11 protein-coding genes and 1 pseudogene are annotated in these 18,125 nt (G+C 68.3%); 9 read left to right on the top strand and 3 right to left on the bottom strand.

Translation table 11 applies throughout. The annotated features are described in order from the left end of the window. Positions 1-37 precede the first annotated feature (37 nt). The 6 genes from CGZ91_RS06230 to CGZ91_RS06255 all read left to right on the top strand — a co-directional run bounded on the left by CGZ91_RS06230 (position 38) and on the right by CGZ91_RS06255 (position 8,447). Positions 38-2,302 carry a primosomal protein N' family DNA-binding protein gene (locus CGZ91_RS06230; protein WP_179229243.1) on the top strand — a complete coding sequence of 755 codons (2,265 nt, stop codon included), beginning with the start codon at positions 38-40 and terminating at the stop codon, positions 2,300-2,302. A gap of 273 nt (positions 2,303-2,575) precedes the next feature. Continuing rightward, complete coding sequence (locus CGZ91_RS06235) at positions 2,576-4,438, top strand: HNH endonuclease (RefSeq protein WP_094453478.1); 1,863 nt, start codon at positions 2,576-2,578, stop codon at positions 4,436-4,438. A gap of 279 nt (positions 4,439-4,717) precedes the next feature. Then, entirely contained in the window at positions 4,718-5,644 is a 927-nt protein-coding gene (gene fmt / locus CGZ91_RS06240; protein WP_094454115.1) for a methionyl-tRNA formyltransferase, read from the top strand. Continuing rightward, positions 5,641-7,008, top strand: coding sequence for an RsmB/NOP family class I SAM-dependent RNA methyltransferase (locus tag CGZ91_RS06245; RefSeq protein ID WP_094453480.1), 1,368 nt, complete (start codon positions 5,641-5,643; stop codon positions 7,006-7,008). Before fmt ends, CGZ91_RS06245 begins: the two co-directional genes overlap by 4 nt. A 42-nt stretch (positions 7,009-7,050) precedes the next feature. Beyond that, on the top strand, positions 7,051-7,710 hold the full coding sequence (gene rpe, locus CGZ91_RS06250) for a ribulose-phosphate 3-epimerase (RefSeq protein ID WP_094453482.1): 660 nt from the start codon (positions 7,051-7,053) through the stop codon (positions 7,708-7,710). Then, positions 7,707-8,447: a DUF1345 domain-containing protein gene (locus CGZ91_RS06255; protein ID WP_179229244.1), complete on the top strand. Its 741-nt coding sequence runs from the start codon at positions 7,707-7,709 to the stop codon at positions 8,445-8,447. The genes rpe and CGZ91_RS06255 overlap by 4 nt, the downstream gene beginning before the upstream one ends. 6 nt (positions 8,448-8,453) lie before the next feature. Here CGZ91_RS06255 and CGZ91_RS06260 read toward each other — a convergent pair whose 3' ends face one another. Together CGZ91_RS06260 and metH are read right to left on the bottom strand one after the other, a co-directional pair. Then, positions 8,454-9,266, bottom strand: a complete 813-nt coding sequence (locus tag CGZ91_RS06260; protein ID WP_229116085.1) for a PAC2 family protein — start codon at positions 9,264-9,266, stop codon at positions 8,454-8,456. A gap of 134 nt (positions 9,267-9,400) precedes the next feature. Further along, positions 9,401-13,144, bottom strand: a complete 3,744-nt coding sequence (metH, locus tag CGZ91_RS06265) for a methionine synthase (RefSeq protein ID WP_267490233.1) — start codon at positions 13,142-13,144, stop codon at positions 9,401-9,403. A gap of 168 nt (positions 13,145-13,312) precedes the next feature. On the opposite strand from metH, the gene CGZ91_RS06270 reads away from it, so the two are divergent. The 3 genes and pseudogenes from CGZ91_RS06270 to CGZ91_RS06280 all read left to right on the top strand — a co-directional run. Then, the gene (locus CGZ91_RS06270) at positions 13,313-13,999 is read left to right on the top strand and encodes an HAD family hydrolase (protein ID WP_094453484.1); all 687 of its coding nucleotides are present in this window, start codon (positions 13,313-13,315) and stop codon (positions 13,997-13,999) included. After that, complete coding sequence (locus CGZ91_RS06275) at positions 13,999-15,528, top strand: ABC transporter substrate-binding protein (RefSeq protein ID WP_094453486.1); 1,530 nt, start codon at positions 13,999-14,001, stop codon at positions 15,526-15,528. Before CGZ91_RS06270 ends, CGZ91_RS06275 begins: the two co-directional genes overlap by 1 nt. 113 nt (positions 15,529-15,641) lie before the next feature. After that, a pseudogene (locus CGZ91_RS06280) lies at positions 15,642-16,532 on the top strand (tRNA (adenine-N1)-methyltransferase); the annotation flags it as partial. Between the two features lie 35 nt (positions 16,533-16,567). On the opposite strand, the gene CGZ91_RS06285 reads toward CGZ91_RS06280, so the two are convergent. Then, on the bottom strand, positions 16,568-18,004 hold the full coding sequence (locus CGZ91_RS06285) for a hypothetical protein (RefSeq protein ID WP_229116464.1): 1,437 nt from the start codon (positions 18,002-18,004) through the stop codon (positions 16,568-16,570). Between the last annotated feature and the right edge of the window lie 121 nt (positions 18,005-18,125).

Below are 18,125 nucleotides of genomic sequence, written 5' to 3' on the forward strand. Positions count from 1 at the left end.
AACCGCACTGTCGGACCCAGCCTCTAGCATTCGGTTCATGACACCCGCGCCGACCCCAGCCGCCGACAGCGCGCTGCCCGGTCTGGCGGTCACCGACGTCGATGGCAGCGCCGGTGGCGTCAGCGCCGGTGGTGTCAGCGCCGTCGTCCCGTCCGGGTCGTCAGCGCTGGGCGGCCAAGCGGCACCGGGCCTGCCGGTGGCCGCCTCGGTCCCGGTTGCCAAGGTGATGGTCGACGTCTCGTTGGCCCACCTGGACCGACCCTTCGACTATCGGATCCCCGACTCCATGTCGGAGGTGGCGCCGGGCTGTCGGGTGCGGGTGCGGTTCGCCGGCCGGCTGCGGGATGGCTGGGTGCTGGAGGTCGGCACCGCCCCCGACACTGACCGACTGCAGCCCTTGGAACGCCTGATCTCCACTCTGCCGGTGCTGACGCCGGGGACCCAGCGACTGATCCGCACCGTCGCCGACCACCAGGCCGGGATGTTTGCCGACGTGGTCCGCCTGGCGCTGCCGCCGCGTCACGCCACCACCGAGACGGCGATGCTGAATCGCTGGGATGCCGAGCCGGACCCCATCGCAGCCCCGACGCCACGGGTCTGGGCGCACTATCCCAACGGTGCCGGCCTGCTGACGGCGCTGGCTGGCGGTGGTTCACCGCGCGCGGCGTGGCTGGTCAACCCTGGCGCCGCAGAGTCCGGTGACTGGACCGGCGGTCTCATCGAGGCTGCCGCAGCGACCGCGAGTTCGGGGCGTACGGCACTGATCTTGGTCCCCAGCGTCACCGAAGTGGAGCAGGTGATGGCTGCCTGTGAAACCGCGCTGGGTGCCAAGGTCGCGGTCGACCTGCACGCCGATCTGGGACCGTCGGCGCGCTATCGGCGGTTTCTGGCGATTCTCGCCGGCCACCACCGGATCGTCGTCGGCACCCGCGCGGCCGCCTTCGCACCGCTGCCTGATCTCGGCCTGGTGGCGATGTGGGACGATGGCAACGACCTGTACGCCGAGCCGCGCGCCCCCTATCCCCACGCCAGGGAGGTGGCCGGGATCGCCGCGGCCCACGCCGGCGCCGGGATCATCTACGCCAGCCGGCACCGCAGCACCGAGGTGCAACGCCTCGTCGAGACAGGATGGTTGGAGCCGGTCAGCCTGCCCCGCGAGGGCCGTCGCCGTGACTCGCCGGTGGTCCGGGCCGCGATCGACACCGAGCAAGCGCTGGTCCGAGATCTCGCGGGCCGAACGGCCCGGCTGCCACACCGGGTGTTCACGGTGGTGCGGGCGTCGCTGGCCCAGGGACCGGTGTTGTTCCAGGTGCCCCGGGGCGGCTATCGGCTCGGGCTGACCTGCCAGGACTGCCGCGCCCGGGCCACCTGTCTGACCTGTCATGGCCCGCTGCAGCAGGTTTCGGCGAACGCACCGCTGAGTTGCACCTGGTGCGGCCGGCTCCACCCCAACTGGCACTGCACCGTCTGCGGCAGCGGCCGGTTGCGAGCACCGGTGGCCGGGGCCGGCCGCAGCGTGGAGGAGTTGGGGCGCGCCTTCCCCGGCGTACGGGTCCGTCAGTCCAGTGGCGACTCGATCCTCACCGAGGTCGGCGAGGAGCCATGCATCGTGGTGGCGACCCCCGGCGCCGAACCGCGTGCGGCCGGTGGCTATGCCGCGGCGATCCTGACCGATGTCGGACTGATGCTGGCCCGCGAGGACCTGCGCAGTGCAGAGGAGGCACTGCGGCGCTGGTGGAATGCCATCGGATTGGTCCGTCCTGCTACCGAGGACGGCACCGTGGTGGTGTTGGGCGAACCGGACTGGCCGATCGTGCAGTCCCTGATCCGCAACGACTCCGAAGGCTTCGCCGCCACCGAGTTGGCCGAACGTCGCGAGGCAGGCTTTCCGCCCGCAGTACGCCTCTGCACCATCACCGGCGAAGCTGGCCCGGTCGCCGACTTCGCACGGCTGCTGACCGAGGAGCTTGCCGGCCGGGAGCAGCAGCTCGCCGAACTGCCGCCGGCGGGGAAAGCGGCCGGCGGGGACGTGGCCGACGCGCGAGAACCCGACCCTGGAGTGGCCGGGCCGCCAACACCGGCCGGTGCGCGCACCGACGCCCCGGGCGGCGTCGACATCATGGGTCCCGCTGCGTTGCCGCCCTCCAATGATCCTCGTCAGCAGTCCGCGGAGCACCAACTCACCCTGCGTTCTGCGCTGCCCGGCGCCGAGCTTCGCGCCGCCGTCAAACGTGTCGCCGGCGTCCGAGCAGCCCGCAAGCAACCCGCCGTACGCATTCGGATGGACCCCGCCGAACTGTGACCCGCGCTCTGGCCGGCCGCAGCCACGTTCCCGCTGGAACGTCGCGCCGCCCGGCCGGCGCCGCGACGGCGGCCCGTCCCACTGGCAACAATGCTGCGGCACCCGTGTCGCGGAGCGCCCGGGATCCCGGCGTACACCGGTTTGCGTGGTGCGGCCCGGGCCATGCCGCAGCGCCGGCAGTGTCGACTCCATCGATGTCCGCCTCGCGGGCCCAAATTTTGTCAGTGCAAGGTGATGGACTGAGGAACATCAGCCCTCAGCACCGGAGCCGACATGAGTCTCGACAGCGACGTCCCCAGCACCACGCCAGCGACCGACGCCCATACCCCCACGCCGAATGACCCACCGACGGCACCCGACCAACCTTCTGCGACTTCGGTCGCGGAGCTCGCCGACCGCATCACCGCGCTCGCCACCTCCCTGGCCAGCCGGGAGGCAGACCTGATGGACCTGGTCCAAAAGTTCGATGCGGCTGAGGGATTCGCCCACTACGAGGGCATTGTGTCCACCGCACATTGGTTGGCGTGGCAATGTGCTTTGTCCGATGGCACCGCTCGGGAACATGTCCGGGTTGCCCGAGCCCTGCCCGCCATGCCCCACACGCGCGACCTGTTTCGGCAGGGCTCGCTGTCCTATTCGAAGGTGCGCGAGCTGACCCGACTGGTGGGTGAGGTCGACGAGGCGGAGTTGGCCGACTTCGCCCTGCTGACGACGGCATCCCAGTTGGCCAGAACGATCCGGGCCTTCCGGCTCCCACCCGGCAGCCGACTGCCACAGGAGGTCGACCGCGAGCTCCGCTGGCACACCACCCCCAACGACATGGAGCGCCTGACGGTCACGCTGCCCCGAGAAGAAGCCGCCGTCATCAAGACTGCGCTGGAATCCGCACTCCAACAGCTGCTGCATGACCGCAGCCCGGAGGCCCAGCCGGACGACACACACGGCACACTGGATGACGGCTCGGACGGTCTGACGCCTGACCCGGACGACACGACCAGACCGAACGAGCCGTCTGAGCCGGTTGCCAGGGTGACCGACGCGGAACGGGTTCAGGCCCTGGTCGACCTCGCCAACTGCTACCTCGCCGATCGCGACCATCGACCTGCCGACGACCACACCTTGGTGATGGTGCATGTCGCCGCCGAACAGCTGGATCCAGCCCTGGCGGTGTCATCGCCACCGACGGCGGAGGCCAAGGTCGCAGCACCGTCGGGCGCTGACATTCCCGCAGGAACGCCAGCCCGCGCCGCTGACCAGGTCGGAGAGCGGGCCACATCGGTCGCCGAAGTGCCTGCCGAACCGTCGAGCCACGGCACTGATCAGCCCGGCGAGCAGAAAGCCGTGCTGAATCCTGACGTTCCCGCAGGAACGCCAGCCGTCTCAGCGCAGCTTGTCGAGGAACTCCGGCGTCGGGTCTGTCACATTCCTTCGGTCGGCGCCATCAGCGCGGCGACGGCCCAACGATTGGCGTGCAGCGATCGAGTCCAGGGAGTCATCCACGACGCTGCCGGCCACATCCTTGACCTGGGACGCACCCGCAGGCTGGTGTCGCCGGCTCAGCGGCGCGCCTTGGCGGCACGGGACCACCAGACCTGTCAGTTTCCTGGCTGTCGGCAACACCATCGCCTCGATGCCCACCACATCATCCCGTGGGCGGCCGGTGGTCCCACCGATCTCGACAACCTGATCCTGGTCTGCCGCCGACACCACACCCTCATCCACGAGGGCGGCCTGCGCATCGTCCGCAGCACCATCCCGATCCCGGGCCACCGCTTCCGCTTCCACCGCGCCGATGGTTCACCGATCCAGCCGGCGCCCGCCTCAACCGACCCCAATTGGGAATGGCACCACGACCTCATGAGCGAGATCGGTGTCGGTTTCCGCCGGCAGCTGTTCTCCCCGGTGCCCGCCCATGGCGGCCGCCACGATGGTCAGGCGCCCGGTCGCCAGTCGGCGGCAGCAGCAACCGGGACGCGCCCGTTGCGGCTTCCCAAGGACCTCACCAGGCCGGTCGGCGACATCCGCACCAGGGGCGGAGGGGAGGGATTCAGCCTGCACGAATGTGTCCGCGTGCTCCACGAACTACGCCTGCCGGTGGATCCCGAAGGTGACGGCACCGTTGTTGCTGCGGCGTGATAGCAACGGGGGACCGGCCCGGGCGACAGCGCACCCCGCGGCATCCAATCCCACGCAGCCAGGCCCCAATCCCATGCGCCGGGCACCACCCACGAGCCGGGCGCCACCCAAGCGCGCCGCGATGCCCATTTCGTCCGCCTCGGCACTCGATCCGCGCGCCGCGCCACGCGCGCCGCCGGGGACCCACCGCGGTCGGGTCGGTCAGGCCACTTGCCCCCGCACCACGGGAACTCCACCAGCGGATGGGCGAAACGCCAGGTCGGCCCTATGCTGGCGGGCATGCGTGTGGTCTTTGCCGGTACCCCCGACGTCGCCATTCCCAGCCTCGAGGCGTTGGCCGCCAGCCAGCACGACGTTGTTGGGGTGGTCACCCGACCGGACGCACGTTCTGGCCGCGGCAAGCGGCTGAAGCCTTCCCCGGTTGCCCAGTGGGCGCTCGACCACGGCTTGCCGGTGTTGCGACCCGGACACCCGCGCGACGCCGGCTTCCAGGCCGAGCTGACGGAGCTGGCCCCGGACTGTTGCCCCGTGGTGGCGTACGGTGCGCTGCTGCCCGAGACCGCACTGACGATCCCCGAACACGGCTGGGTCAACCTGCACTTCTCGCTGCTGCCGCGCTGGCGCGGCGCGGCGCCGGTGCAGTACGCGATCTGGCGGGGCGATCAGGAAACCGGCGCCACCACCTTCCGAATCGTCAAGGAGCTCGACGCCGGCCCGATCTATCTGCAGCGGCGCACCCCGATCGGCGAGGACGAGTCCTCCGGTGAACTGCTCACCCGGTTGGCCACCGACAGCGCAGACCTGCTGGTGGAGACCATGGATCTGGTGGCGGCGGGGAAGCAGCCCACTCCGCAGGGGGATTCTGACCACACCCTGGCCGGCAAGATCACTCCCGAGAACGCCCACCTGGATTGGGCCGAGCCCGCGCGCCGTCTGGCACGCCAGATCCGGGCGTGTGATCCGGCGCCCGGCGCCTGGACCACGGTTCGTGGGGAACGCCTCAAGGTGCTCGGCGCCGTGGCCGACCCGAGCGGCGAGGAGCGCCTGAAGCCCGGCGAGCTGTCGGTCGGCAAGCGCAGTGTCCGCGTGGGAACGGCTCAGGGGAGCCTTGAGCTGACCCGCGTGCAGCCGGCCGGCAAGAAGCTGATGGCGGCCGCGGACTGGGCCCGGGGCACCGACCTCACCGACGTCTGGCTGGGCGTGTGAGCAGGCCCCGACGCCGCCGCAAGGTCGATGCGGCACGACTGGCGGCGTACACCGCCCTGCACCGCATCAGCGTCGAGGACGCGTACGCCAACCTGGTGCTGCGCGACGCTACCCGTGGCCTGGCGGCCCGCGATGCCAGCTGGGTCACTGAGGTGGTGTCGGGCACCAGCCGGCTTCGCGGCACGTATGACCGCATCATCACCGAGGCCGGCGGTCGGCCGGTCGAGAAGTTGCAGTCGTCGGTGCTGGACGTGTTGCGGATGGCGAGCCACCAGGCACTGTCGATGCGTACGCCGGCTCACGCCGTGGTCTCCGAGTCAGTCGACCTGGCCGCCCAGGTGGTCGGCGAACGCGTCACCGGTCTGGTCAATGCAGTGACCCGCAAGATCCTGGCGAAGGATCTGGCTGGCTGGACCGAACAGCTCACCGGCGGTGCGGATCCCGAGCTGGCACGAAGCATCCGGCACCACCACCCGGCCTGGATCGTGCATGCCTATCAGGATTCACTGCCCGCCGACGAAGTCGAGTTGGCCTTGGCGGCCAACAACATCGCACCGGCTACGCAACTGGTCGCGCGCCCAGGGCTGGTGACCCGCGACGAACTGCTGGCCGAAGCGGTTGAGGTGGGGCTGTCCGGCGACCCGATCGACCTGGTGTCGACGGCCATCACCGTGGCAGGCGACCCGGGCAAGCTGCCGTCGGTCATCACCGGTCGAGCCGCCGTCCAGGACGCCGGATCGCAGTTGGTGACCCTGGCGCTGACCCGTGCGTTGGCGGCCGAGGCGGGGCAGCGGGGCAGTGCCCCCCGGGTGCTGGACCTGTGTGCGGGCCCAGGTGGAAAGTCCGCATTGCTGGCGACGGCGGTGCCCACGGCGCGGTTGCTGGCGGCGGAACTTCATCCCCACCGCGCGGAGTTGGTGCGGTCCTCGTTGCGGACGGTGCCTCATGACCGGTGGGCCGTGATCTGTGCCGACGGGACCCAGCCGGCATGGGCGCCGAACATTTTCGACGCGGTCCTGGCTGATGTCCCTTGCACCGGCCTGGGGGCGTTGCGGCGCCGCCCGGAGTCGCGCTGGCGGCGTACGGATGCCGACCTGACCGAGTTGGTCGCCCTGCAACGCAGCTTGCTGGACGTGGCGCTCGACGCCGTACGCCCGGGCGGGATCGTCGGGTACGTCACCTGTTCACCGCACCCGGCCGAGACCGTTGAGCTGGTCGACGAGATCCGGGCGACACGCGGAGACGTCGAGGTGGTGGCCCCGACCGGGATGCCCGATGACGCCCGGCGCGGCGACTACGTGCAGCTGTGGCCGCACCGGCACGGCACCGACGCGATGTTTCTGGCGCTGTTGCGCCGCCGCTGAGCGCCAGCACCGCCTGGACCCACGTCGGCTAGCATCGCGGACGTGGGAATTCGAATCACGCCGAGCATCCTCAACGCCGACCTCGCCAACCTGCGCGGGGAGATCGAGCGCATCCCGAGCGCCGACGGGGTCCATCTGGATGTCATGGACAACCATTTCGTCCCCAACCTGACCTTCGGACTGCCGACGGTGGAGTCGATCCGCCGGCACACCGATCAGTTTCTCGACATTCACCTGATGATTGCCGAGGCGGACCGGTGGGCGCCGGCGTACGCGGAGGCCGGCGCCGAGTCGGTCACCTTCCACGCAGAAGCTGCTGCCGCGCCGGTCCGGCTGGCACGTGAGATCCGCGCCCAAGGCGCCCGCGCCTCGATGGCGCTGCGACCCGCCACCCCGATCGAGCCGTACGCGGACCTGCTGCCCGAGCTGGACATGGTCCTCATCATGACCGTGGAGCCGGGCTTCGGCGGACAGAAGTTCCTGGACGTGATGCTGCCGAAGATCCAGCGCACCCGCGACCTGGTCAACCGGACCGGCCTGGACATCTGGATCCAGGTCGACGGCGGCATCTCGGAACAGACCATCGACCGATGCATCGAGGCCGGCGCGGACACCTTCGTTGCCGGATCGGCCGTCTTCGGGGCCGACGAGCCCGACCACATGGTCACCGCATTGCAGGCGTACGGGACGAGCCACGGATGAATCTGGCGGCCCTGAAGGAGGAGGCCAAACAACGCTTCCCGTGGTGGTCACCGGTTCGCGAGTCGTTCCGCAACGTAGTCGCGCTTGTCCTCTTCGTCGGCGTGTTCATGCCGATCTACAACTTCGTTGACGTTGACGGACAGGGCTTCATCGAGGCATTCCGCCGGGCGATGCTGACCTATCTGTACGCGTTTCCTGTCTACTACGCCGCGTACGGCCTGATGGTGTTCCTGCCGCTGCGACGCCTGGACGCGGACGATCTGACACTGGTGGCGGCGCTGGACTCCGGGGAGGTGCCGAGTTGGCGGCGCTGGTCCAGCTCCGGCGGACAGTGGGGCGGCACGGTCGCGACTCTGGCGATCGTGTTGGTGCTCTACGTTGCGGCAACACCCAACCTGCGCACTGACCCACTCGTGCTCGGGGTGACCGCGATCCACTTGGCCAGCGGCTGGTTCTGCATGCTGATGTCGTACGCCCTCACCTACACCCGCCAGCACCTCATCGAGGGCGGGGTGCGATTCCCGGAGGAGGAGGGCGCCTCACCGACAGCGCGGGTCTTCTCAGACTACATCTACCTCTCGCAGCAGATCCAGACCACCTTCGGTGCCTCGGATGTCGCCATCACCTCGACGGCGTTCCGGCGTACCGTCAACCTTCACAACCTGCTGTCGTTCGCGTTCAACACCATCATCGTCAGTTTGATGGTGTCCTTGCTGCTGATCAACGCGAGCGCCTGAACCGCCTCAGCTGGGCCGCTGCCGCCGAAGGTAGCGCATGAACTCCGCCGCGATGACATCTCCGCTGGCCTCCGGCAGGTCGGCCTCGTCCTGGGCCTCCTCGAGTTTGGCGATGTATTCACCGATCTCGGGTTCCTCGGCGGCCAACTCATCGACACCGCGCTGCCAGGCCTGGGACAACTCAGGCAGCTCGCCCGGATCGAAGCTGAGATCCAAGATGTCTTCGAGCTTGGTCAGCAACGCCAGCGTCGCCTTCGGGTTGGGCGGGCTGGACACATAGTGGGGGACGGATGCCCACAGTGACACCACCGGCAGCCCGACGCGGCGGCACGCATCGCCGAGGACACCGGTGATCCCCGTCGGACCCTCGTAGTCGGGATGCGGCAGACCGATCTGTTCGGCCAGCTTCGGATCGGAGCTGGTCGCGCTGACCGGCACCGGCCGGGAGTGCGGCGAGTCGGTCAGCATCGCACCCAGGATCACGATCAACGTCGGGTCAATGCTGCGGAACGCCGACACCAACTCGGCACAGAACGCCCGCCACCGCAGGTTGGGCTCCGGGCCACTGACCAACACCAGGTCCCGGTCAGGCAGGTGCACCACGCTCAGCTCTGTGGACGGCCAGCTGATCTCACTCTCGTCCGGCGTCGGGCGCGTCACCTGCGGCCGGGTGGCCTGGAAGTCGTAGAAGTCATCGGGCTCCAACTCGTACAACGGCTCGGAGTCGTAGGCCTCCTGCAGGTGCACCAGGACCTGGGATGCGGCCTCGCCGGCATCATTCCAGCCGGAGAAGGCGACCACCACGAGCGGATCTCGCAAGGCACTGACGCTGGCTGTGCTCACTGCCGTGCCCCCGTTTCACGCCCCATGAACCTGACCATGTCGTCACACTAGTACGCCGCACTGACAGCGCCGCTGCGTTCCGAACCGCGGCGACCGACGATGCTAATGGCTCAGTCCTCGGGCTGATAGCCAAGATTGGGGGAGAGCCACTTCTCAGCCTCAGCCATCGTCCAGCCCTTGCGTTCGGCATACGACTCGACCTGGTCCCGGTCCACCCGGCCGACCACGAAGTAGCTGGAGTCGGGATGGGAGAAGTACCACCCCGACACCGCAGCTCCCGGCCACATCGCCATCGAGTCGGTCAACTCGATACCGGCGCGGCGGTCGGGCTCCAACAGACTCCACAGTGTCTGCTTCTCGGTGTGGTCGGGGCAGGCCGGATAGCCGGGGGCCGGGCGGATGCCGGCGTACTTCTCGGCGATCAGGTCATCGTTGCTGAAGGATTCATCGGCCGCGTACCCCCAGAATTCCCGGCGTACGCGCTCGTGAAGACGCTCCGCGAACGCCTCGGCGAGCCGATCGGCCAGCGACTCCAACAGGATTGCGCTGTAGTCGTCGAGGTCCTGACGGAATCGCTCCTTGTGCTTGTCGATCCCCAACCCGGTGGTGACCGCGAAGCCACCGACCCAGTCCGGCGTACCAGCGGACTTGGGGGCCACGAAATCGGCCAGCGACTTGTGCGGCAGTCCGGGCCGGTGTTCGCCCTGCTGGCGCAGATGCTCCAGTCGGGTCCGGACGTGGTCACGGGACTCGTCGGCGTACACCTCGAGGGTGTCGCCGACCGCATTGGCGGGAAAGAAGCCATAGACGCCGGCGGCTTCGACCCACTGCTCGGCGGTCATCTGGTCCAGCATTGTCTGGGCGTCCTGCCACAGCTTGCGTGCCGCCTCACCTGTGGCGGGGTTGTTGAGGATGTCGGGGAACCGGCCCCGCAACTCCCACGCCGCGAAGAACGGCCCCCAGTCGATGTACTGGCGCAACTCCTCCAGTGGGTAGTCCCGCAGCACGGTGACGGGGTCGCCGCCGGCGGCCAACTGGGCGGGCTGCGGCGGCTGGTAACCCTGCCATTCGATCGGCGAGCTGTCGGCCAGCGCGTCGGCGTAGGGGATCAGCGGGCGTTCGGTGCGCTTGGCGGCGAATCGGGTGCGGATCGTCTCGTACTCGCCGTTGACCCCGGCCATGAACTCGTCACGGCGGGCCTCCGACAGCAGCGAGGCGGCGGTTGGCACCGAACGAGAGGCGTCCTTCACCCACACGACGGGACCGGAGTACTGCCCGGTCACCTTGACCGCAGTGTGCGCCTTGGACGTGGTCGCACCACCGATCAGCAGCGGGATCGTGAATCCCTGCCGTTCCATCTCGCCGGCCACCGACACCATCTCGTCGAGTGAGGGGGTGATCAGGCCCGACAGGCCGATGATGTCGGCGTTGATCTCCTTGGCCTTGTCGAGGATCTGCTGCCCGGGCACCATCACGCCGAGGTCGACGACGTCGTAGTTGTTGCACTGCAGCACCACACCGACGATGTTCTTGCCGATGTCGTGCACATCGCCCTTGACCGTTGCCAACACGATGGTGCCGTTGCTGTGGTCAGCGTCGCCGGGCTGCTTCTCAGCCTCGATGAAGGGGATCAGGTGCGCCACGGACTTCTTCATCACTCGGGCCGACTTCACCACCTGCGGCAGGAACATCTTGCCCGATCCGAAGAGGTCGCCAACGACCCCCATGCCGTCCATCAACGGGCCCTCAATCACGGCCAGCGGACGTTCCCCGGCAGCTGCCAACTCCAGCCGCAACTCCTCGGTGTCCTCGACGATGAACTCGTCGATGCCCTTCACCAGGGCGTGGGTGATCCGTTCCCGGGTGGGCAGCTCGCGCCAGGCCTGGGCCTGCTCGGCCTGCTCGCCCTCGCCGTCACGGAACTTCTCGGCGATCTCCAACAGCCGCTCGGTGGCGTCGGGGCGCCGATTCAGGATCACGTCGGTGACCCGTTCCCGCAGCTCCGGGTCGACCTCGTCATAGACGGCCAGCGAACCAGCGTTGACGATGCCCATGTCCAGCCCGGCCTCGATGGCGTGGTAGAGGAAGACCGCGTGGATCGCTTCGCGGACCGGGTTGTTGCCGCGGAAGCTGAACGAGACGTTCGAAATGCCACCAGACGTCTTCGCGCCAGGCAGGTTCTGCTTGATCCAGCGAACCGCCTCGATGAAGTCGACACCATAGTTGGCGTGCTCCTCGATGCCGGTGGCCACCGCAAACACGTTCGGGTCGAAGATGATGTCCTCGGCCGGGAAGCCGACCTGTTCGGTCAGGATGGTGTACGCCCGGGTGCAGATCTCCTGACGCCGCTGCAGGTTGTCGGCCTGACCGTCCTCGTCAAAGGCCATCACGACTGCGGCGGCACCGTACTCACGGCACAGCCGGGCCTGCCGCAGGAAGGATTCCTCGCCCTCCTTGAGGGAGATCGAGTTGACGATCGACTTGCCCTGGATGCAGCGCAGCCCGGTCTCGATGACCTCCCACTTGGAGGAGTCGACCATCACAGGCACCTGACAGATGTCGGGTTCGGAGGCGATCAGTTTGCAGAAGCGGTCCATCGCCTCCACACCATCGATCATGCCCTCGTCCATGTTGATGTCGATGACTTGGGCGCCGGCCTCGACCTGCTGCCTGGCCACCGACAGCGCAGTCGCGTAGTCACCCTCCTTGATGAGCTTGCGGAAGCGAGCCGATCCAGTGATGTTGGTGCGTTCGCCGATGTTGACGAACAGCGACTCCTCCGTCACCGTCAACGGCTCCAGACCCGACAGCCGCAGCGCCGGCTGGGGGGTGACCGGCTGGCGTGGTGCCACGCTCTCGGTGCGGCGTACCAGCTCGGCGATGTGCTCCGGGGTGGTGCCACAGCACCCACCGACGATGTTGAGCAGCCCGTCGTGGGCGTACCCCTCAAGGATCTCGCCCATCTCGGCGGCGCCCTGGTCGTACTCTCCGAACGCGTTGGGCAGGCCTGCATTGGGATAGATCGACAAGGGCACCTCGGCGACCCTGGAGAGTTCGCTGGCCCACTGCCGCATCTCGGCAGCGCCGAGCGAACAGTTGAAACCAACCGCCAACGGCTCCGCGTGCCGGACGCTGTTCCAGAAGGCCTCCGAAACCTGGCCGGTCAACGTACGCCCGGACTGGTCGGTGATGGTGCCGGAGATGATGATCGGCCAGCGACGCCCGGACTCCTCGAAGAGCTGGTCCAGCGCAAAGATCGCGGCCTTGGCGTTGAGGGTGTCGAAGATCGTCTCCAGCAACAGGATGTCAGCGCCGCCGTCGACCAGGCCCTGGGCCTGCTCCAGGTAGGCGTCGCGAAGCTCGACGAAGGAGATGTTGCGCGCAGCGGGGTCGTTGACGTCGGGGGAGATGGAGGCCGTCCGGTTCGTCGGGCCGAGCGCGCCGGCGACAAAGCGGGGTCGCTGCGGGGTGCTGTACGCATCGGCGGCCCGCCGGGCCAGACTCGCCGCGGCAACGTTCAGCTCGTAGCTGAGATCCTCCATGCCGTAATCGGCCATCGAGATCCGCTGCGAGGAGAAGCTGTTGGTCTCAATGATGTCAGCGCCGGCGTCCAGATAGGCCCGGTGGATGTCGCTGATGATCTGGGGTTGGGTGAGCACGAGCAGGTCGTTGTTGCCCTGCAGGTCCTTGTGCCAGTCCGCGAACCGGTCGCCGCGGAACTGTTCCTCGGAGAGCTTCTGGCGCTGGATGAAGACCCCCATGGCCCCGTCGAGGACCAGGATTCGCCGCGCCATCATCTCCCGGAGCTCTGCGGTTCGGTCTCCGACCTGACCCGAGATGTCCCGGTGATTCACAGCGATGGTCCCTTCTGGTGGTGTGGGCACCTACTTCATGCCAAGGAACGATTCTAGGCAATCCCACAGCCGCGACAATTGGTCATGCCACAATGGGACGCGCGGTGACCAGCCCCGCGGCTGTGCTCCAGCACCCCAGACGACCCACATCCCGTGATTGAGAGGCGTATGCCCGCGCAGACCCCGACCCCGTCAGCCACCACCGGTTGGCAGGCAGTCCTGTGGGACTTCGACGGCACCTTGGCCGACACGGAGCCGGCCTGGTGGGCAGCCGAGATCGACATGATGCACGGCTGGGGAGCTGAATGGACCCTGGCCGATGCCGAGTCCTTGGTGGGGCAGAGCATCCGCTACACCGCCGGTCAGATGATCGAACGGGCCGGCCGCGACGACGATCCCGACGTGGTCGCCGACCAACTGGTCGACCACATGGTCGATCGGATCCGCAACGGTCAGATCACCTGGATCCCCGGTGCTCGCGAGCTGGTCGCCGAGTTGGCCGCTGCCGGCGTACGCCAGGCCTTGGTGTCCTCCAGCTATCGGCGGATGCTGGATGCGGCGTTGGTCCATTTCGAGGGCGACCCGTTCGGGGCGATCGTCGCCGGTGACGAGGTCGAGCGGGTCAAGCCGGATCCGCTGCCGTACACCCAGGCGGCAGCAGCACTGGGCGTGGACCCCACCGCCGCGCTGGTCTTCGAGGATTCGCCGACCGGGGTTGCCGCGGCAACCGCCTCGGGAGCTGTGGTCTACGTGGTGGGCCACCATCCGATGCCGGAGAAGTTCCGTCGGCTCAGCTCCTTCGAGGGACTCGGCGTGGCCGACCTGGAGGAGTTGCACCGGGCGGGGAGCCAGTGATGGTGCGGGGCTGGCGTCAGGTCGCCGCAGCCCTGACCGCAGGTCTGCTGCTGGCGGGCTGCACCGAGCCGCCGGTCGAGGAACCGCTGCCACCGGAACCACCGACCACGCAGACCAGTACGCCGCCCCCGACCGAGCTGACCCCGACTCCGACACCCTCACCGTCGCCGAGTCCCACGCCGACCCGGATCAGCCGGGACCCCGTGATGGGCATGGTCGGGCTGCCCACCAGCATCGATCCGGCCACTGCGGACGACGACCCGTCACAGATGGTCGTGCTGAACATCTATCAGCGGCTGATGAGCGCCGAGCCCGGCGGCGAGCTCAAGCCGGACGCCGCCACCGACTGCTTGTTCACCCAACCGGATGAGATGACCTGCACCCTGCAGGAGGGGCTGCAGTTCGGCAACGGCATGCCGATCACGCTCGAGGACGTCAAGCGCAGCATCGAACGAGCCAAGCGGCTGGGCGCCTCGCAAGCCAGCCGGGCGGTCTTCGCGAGCCTGGACGAGGTCGTCATCGATGGGGAGGAACTTCGCTTCCGACTCGACCGGGCGGATCGCGACTTCGGTTTCGCACTCGCCTCGCCGGCGGCCTCGATCGTGCCGGCCAGCTATCCCGATGACGAGCCGCTGGCGCCCGGAGGACTGCCGACCGGATCGGGACCCTTCGAGCTGGTGAGCCAGCGGGAAGGGTTGTGGACCCTGACCCGCAATCCCCATTACCGCGGTTTCACGCCGGCGGCCTCGCCGGTGGTCAACCTGCAGTTCTTCAGCTCTTCGATCGAGTTGGAGCAGGCCGTCGGCACCGGCGAGGTCGACGCCGCCTGGCACGGCATCGATGCCCGCGGTCGACACCGGCTGGGGCGGCTGGCGTACGAGCAGTCCGGGGTGAGTGTCGTCGAGGGCGGGACCATGATGCAGTTGCTGCGCTGGGACCCGGACCAGCCCGGCTATGCCGATGCCGACCTGCGTCAGGCCGTCGACGGGGCGCTGACAGAGGTCCGCACCCAGGACTCGTTGCTGCCGTGGGGCGACCCCAACGGCACCCCCAGCTTTTCGATGGGGGAAGCGCCGGCCCGATGGGAGGGAGAGCCGCGCACCGTACGCCTGTCCTGGACCGATTCGCCTGACCTGGCGGACCTGGGCCACGACGTCGTGACCGCGTTGGAAGCGGCCGGCATCACCGTGACCCTGGTGGCGCCGGGCGAACCGGCCGACCTCACGCTGCTGGAGTATCGGTCCTGGACGGGTGAATCCGTGGACTGGCTGCACCCCTATTTGCAGGCCGCCCCCGAGGAGTCGAGGGCGAAGCTCACCGAGTGGGAGGCGATCGCGCGGGGCAGCAGTGACGCCGATCAGCGGCGGGCCGCAATCCAGGCGATCCAGCAGCAGTCGGCAGTCGACCTGATGGTGATCCCGCTGCAGCAACTGCCCGACCAGGTCCAGCTCGGACCAGGCGCAGCACTGGCTGAGACCAGCTTCGGTCCGAACTGGTTGCCCGGCCTGTGGGGACTCACCCGAAGCTGACCGGACAGGCCATCAGCACTCAGCCCAGCACGATTCACAACAGCAAGGGAGACCTCGTGGAGGACCCGACAGACACCTACCTTGATCGTTTCAGCGGCATCCGTTCCGGCCCGCTGGCGGCAGGGGAGTGGGTGACCTTCACCGACCCCAAGGGGCGGGTGAAGTCGATTCTGCTGCGCGAGGGCGGGGCATACCACACCACCAAGGGCGGTATCAGCCACGATGACGTCATCGGCCAGCCGGACGGCACGGTCGCAACGTCGGTGGAGGGGCAGCAATTCCTGGTGCTGCGGCCGCTGCTGGCCGAGTACACCGTGATGATGCGTCGGGGCGCGGCGATCATCTATCCCAAGGAAGCCGCGCGCATCATTGCCGGCGCCGACATCTTCCCCGGCGCCCGGGTGCTGGAGGCCGGTGTCGGTTCAGGTGCGTTGACGTTGTGGGTGCTGCGCGCGATCGGCCCGACCGGCACGTTGCACTCCTACGAACGCCGCGCGGAGTTTGCCGAGATTGCCCGTGGCAATGTCGAAACCTTCCTGGGCGGCCCGCACCCGGCCTGGCAGCTGCGCCAGCAGGCACTGCCGGATGGCATCGGCCCCGAACCGATCGACCGGGCCATCTTGGACATGCTGGCACCGTGGGACTGCATCGATGCGGTCGCCGACCGTCTGGTGCCCGGCGGCATCCTGTGCGTCTATCTGGCCACGACCACCCAGCTCGGTCGGGTGGTGGAGACGATCCGCGCCCACACGGGCTTCACCGAGCCCGAGGCCACCGAGACGATGAATCGGGACTGGCACGTGCAGGGGTTGGCGATCCGGCCCTCGCACGGCACCAGCCCGCACACCGGGTTTCTGGTGATGGCGCGCAAGTTGGCCCCCGGGGTCCAGTCACCATTGCGCAAGCGCCGGCCGGCGCCGGGGGCGTACGGTCCGGACTACACCGGGCCTCGACCGCCCGGCGTACCGTCCGCTGAAGCCGCACAGGCGCTCGGGGACGACTGAGCCGGCGGCACCTCACTCACAGACAACTGCCTGACTCACAGATAGCTGAACTGCGCGGTCACCGTCGCGTCGCGGTCGGTGCGCAGCCGCACCCAATGCGCGCTCAGGGCGTCGGGGAACTCGATGAAGCGATAGCCGTCGACGTCGAACCGGTCGTAGGTCACCCAGCTGCCGTCGCCGCGAAAGTCCAGTTCCACGCTGAGCGCGAGCGGCTGGTCGGTGGTGACCTGCAACGACTTGTGGACGAATCCGGTCATCAGGTACGCCGAACTGGGCTGGTCGGCCGTCACGCTCGAGTCCCACCACGGTCCGCCCCAGCCCGCCCGCGGCCCCCATTGCCACAGGTCGTCGGTCTTGCCGAACCACAGGTTTGCCTGCGGTTGACCAGCGAAGATGTTCTCCCGCGCGATCGGGGTGCCCTGGTCCCCGGCCAGCACCAGCAGCCCGTTCCAGGTGCAGAAGTCGCCGATGATGCGCAGGTGGCTGGCGATCGGGCGTACGCCCCACATCGCGTTGTTGTAGTGCATGGCCGGCACCTCATAGAACATGCCACTGGCGTCCAGCAGCCAGCGTTCGGACTCGACTTCGCGCAGCCTGGGCCATTCGGTGGTGTAAGCGTGGTCCTGGGTGTGGGTGGCCTTCGGCAGCCGCCGCTCCACCCAGCCGGTGGCCGGCAGGTAGCTCCACAGCACCGCCGAGGCGCGGTCCTGACCGACCGCGTGGATCGCGTCGCCGAGTCGGCCGTAGCGGCCCGACACGGTGTTCATCTGGGTGCGTGCAATCACTATCCAGGTGGTGCCGTCCCATTCGGCCAGCCGGCCGTCGCTCTCGCCGGTCGGGAAGTCTTCGTGGTAGTAGCTGTTGTTCACCACCACCAGCCGGCCGTGATTGCAGAAGGCATCCTTGAAGTGAGGTACGCCGGGGACGTCCAGTTCTTCGCAGAGGTCGCCGAGCCGGGTCGCCTGTGCAGTGGTGACGTCAACCTCGTAGAAGTCGCCCTCCATGCCGATCATGTAGACGTGGGTCTCAGGCCGGTGCAGGTGACGGGTGGTGGCCGCCAGGCGTACGTCGACCAGGGCGTCGATGACGCGGATCTCACCCTCGGTGGAGATCAGGTGCGGTCCCATCACCAACGTGTCGGTGTCGTCGTGGATCATCCGGTTGGCATAGGTGCCGGTGCCGACGCCCTCGTGAACGGTGACCTGGAAGTCGTCGTCAATGCTGAACAGCCCGGTCCGGGTGCCGGTCTTCGGGCCGTGCGCGGGATAGGTGGTGAACCAAAGCCGTTCAGCCCACGGCATGAGGGCGCCGATGCCGGCCTCGGTACGCGGCACGTGGCCGCCCTTCTGGCTGAGGTGGGGGATGACGCCGCTGATGGTGATGCCGGGGTTGTTGATGCCGGGGTTGGTGATGCCAGGGTTGGTGATGCCAGGGCTGTTGATGAAGGCAGACTGTCCGTCGTTGGACTGCATGGTTACTCCAAAGGTGGGCTGCGCTCAGCTTGCCGAGTCACGGCAGGGATGTCCACCACCAGACCGCACCCCGAACCGCGCCCCGGCCTGCGGGCTAGGCTCGTGAGTGGCCTGCGGTGGG

The organism is Parenemella sanctibonifatiensis, assembly GCF_002250565.1.
Classification (GTDB): Bacteria; Actinomycetota; Actinomycetes; order Propionibacteriales; family Propionibacteriaceae; genus Parenemella; species Parenemella sanctibonifatiensis.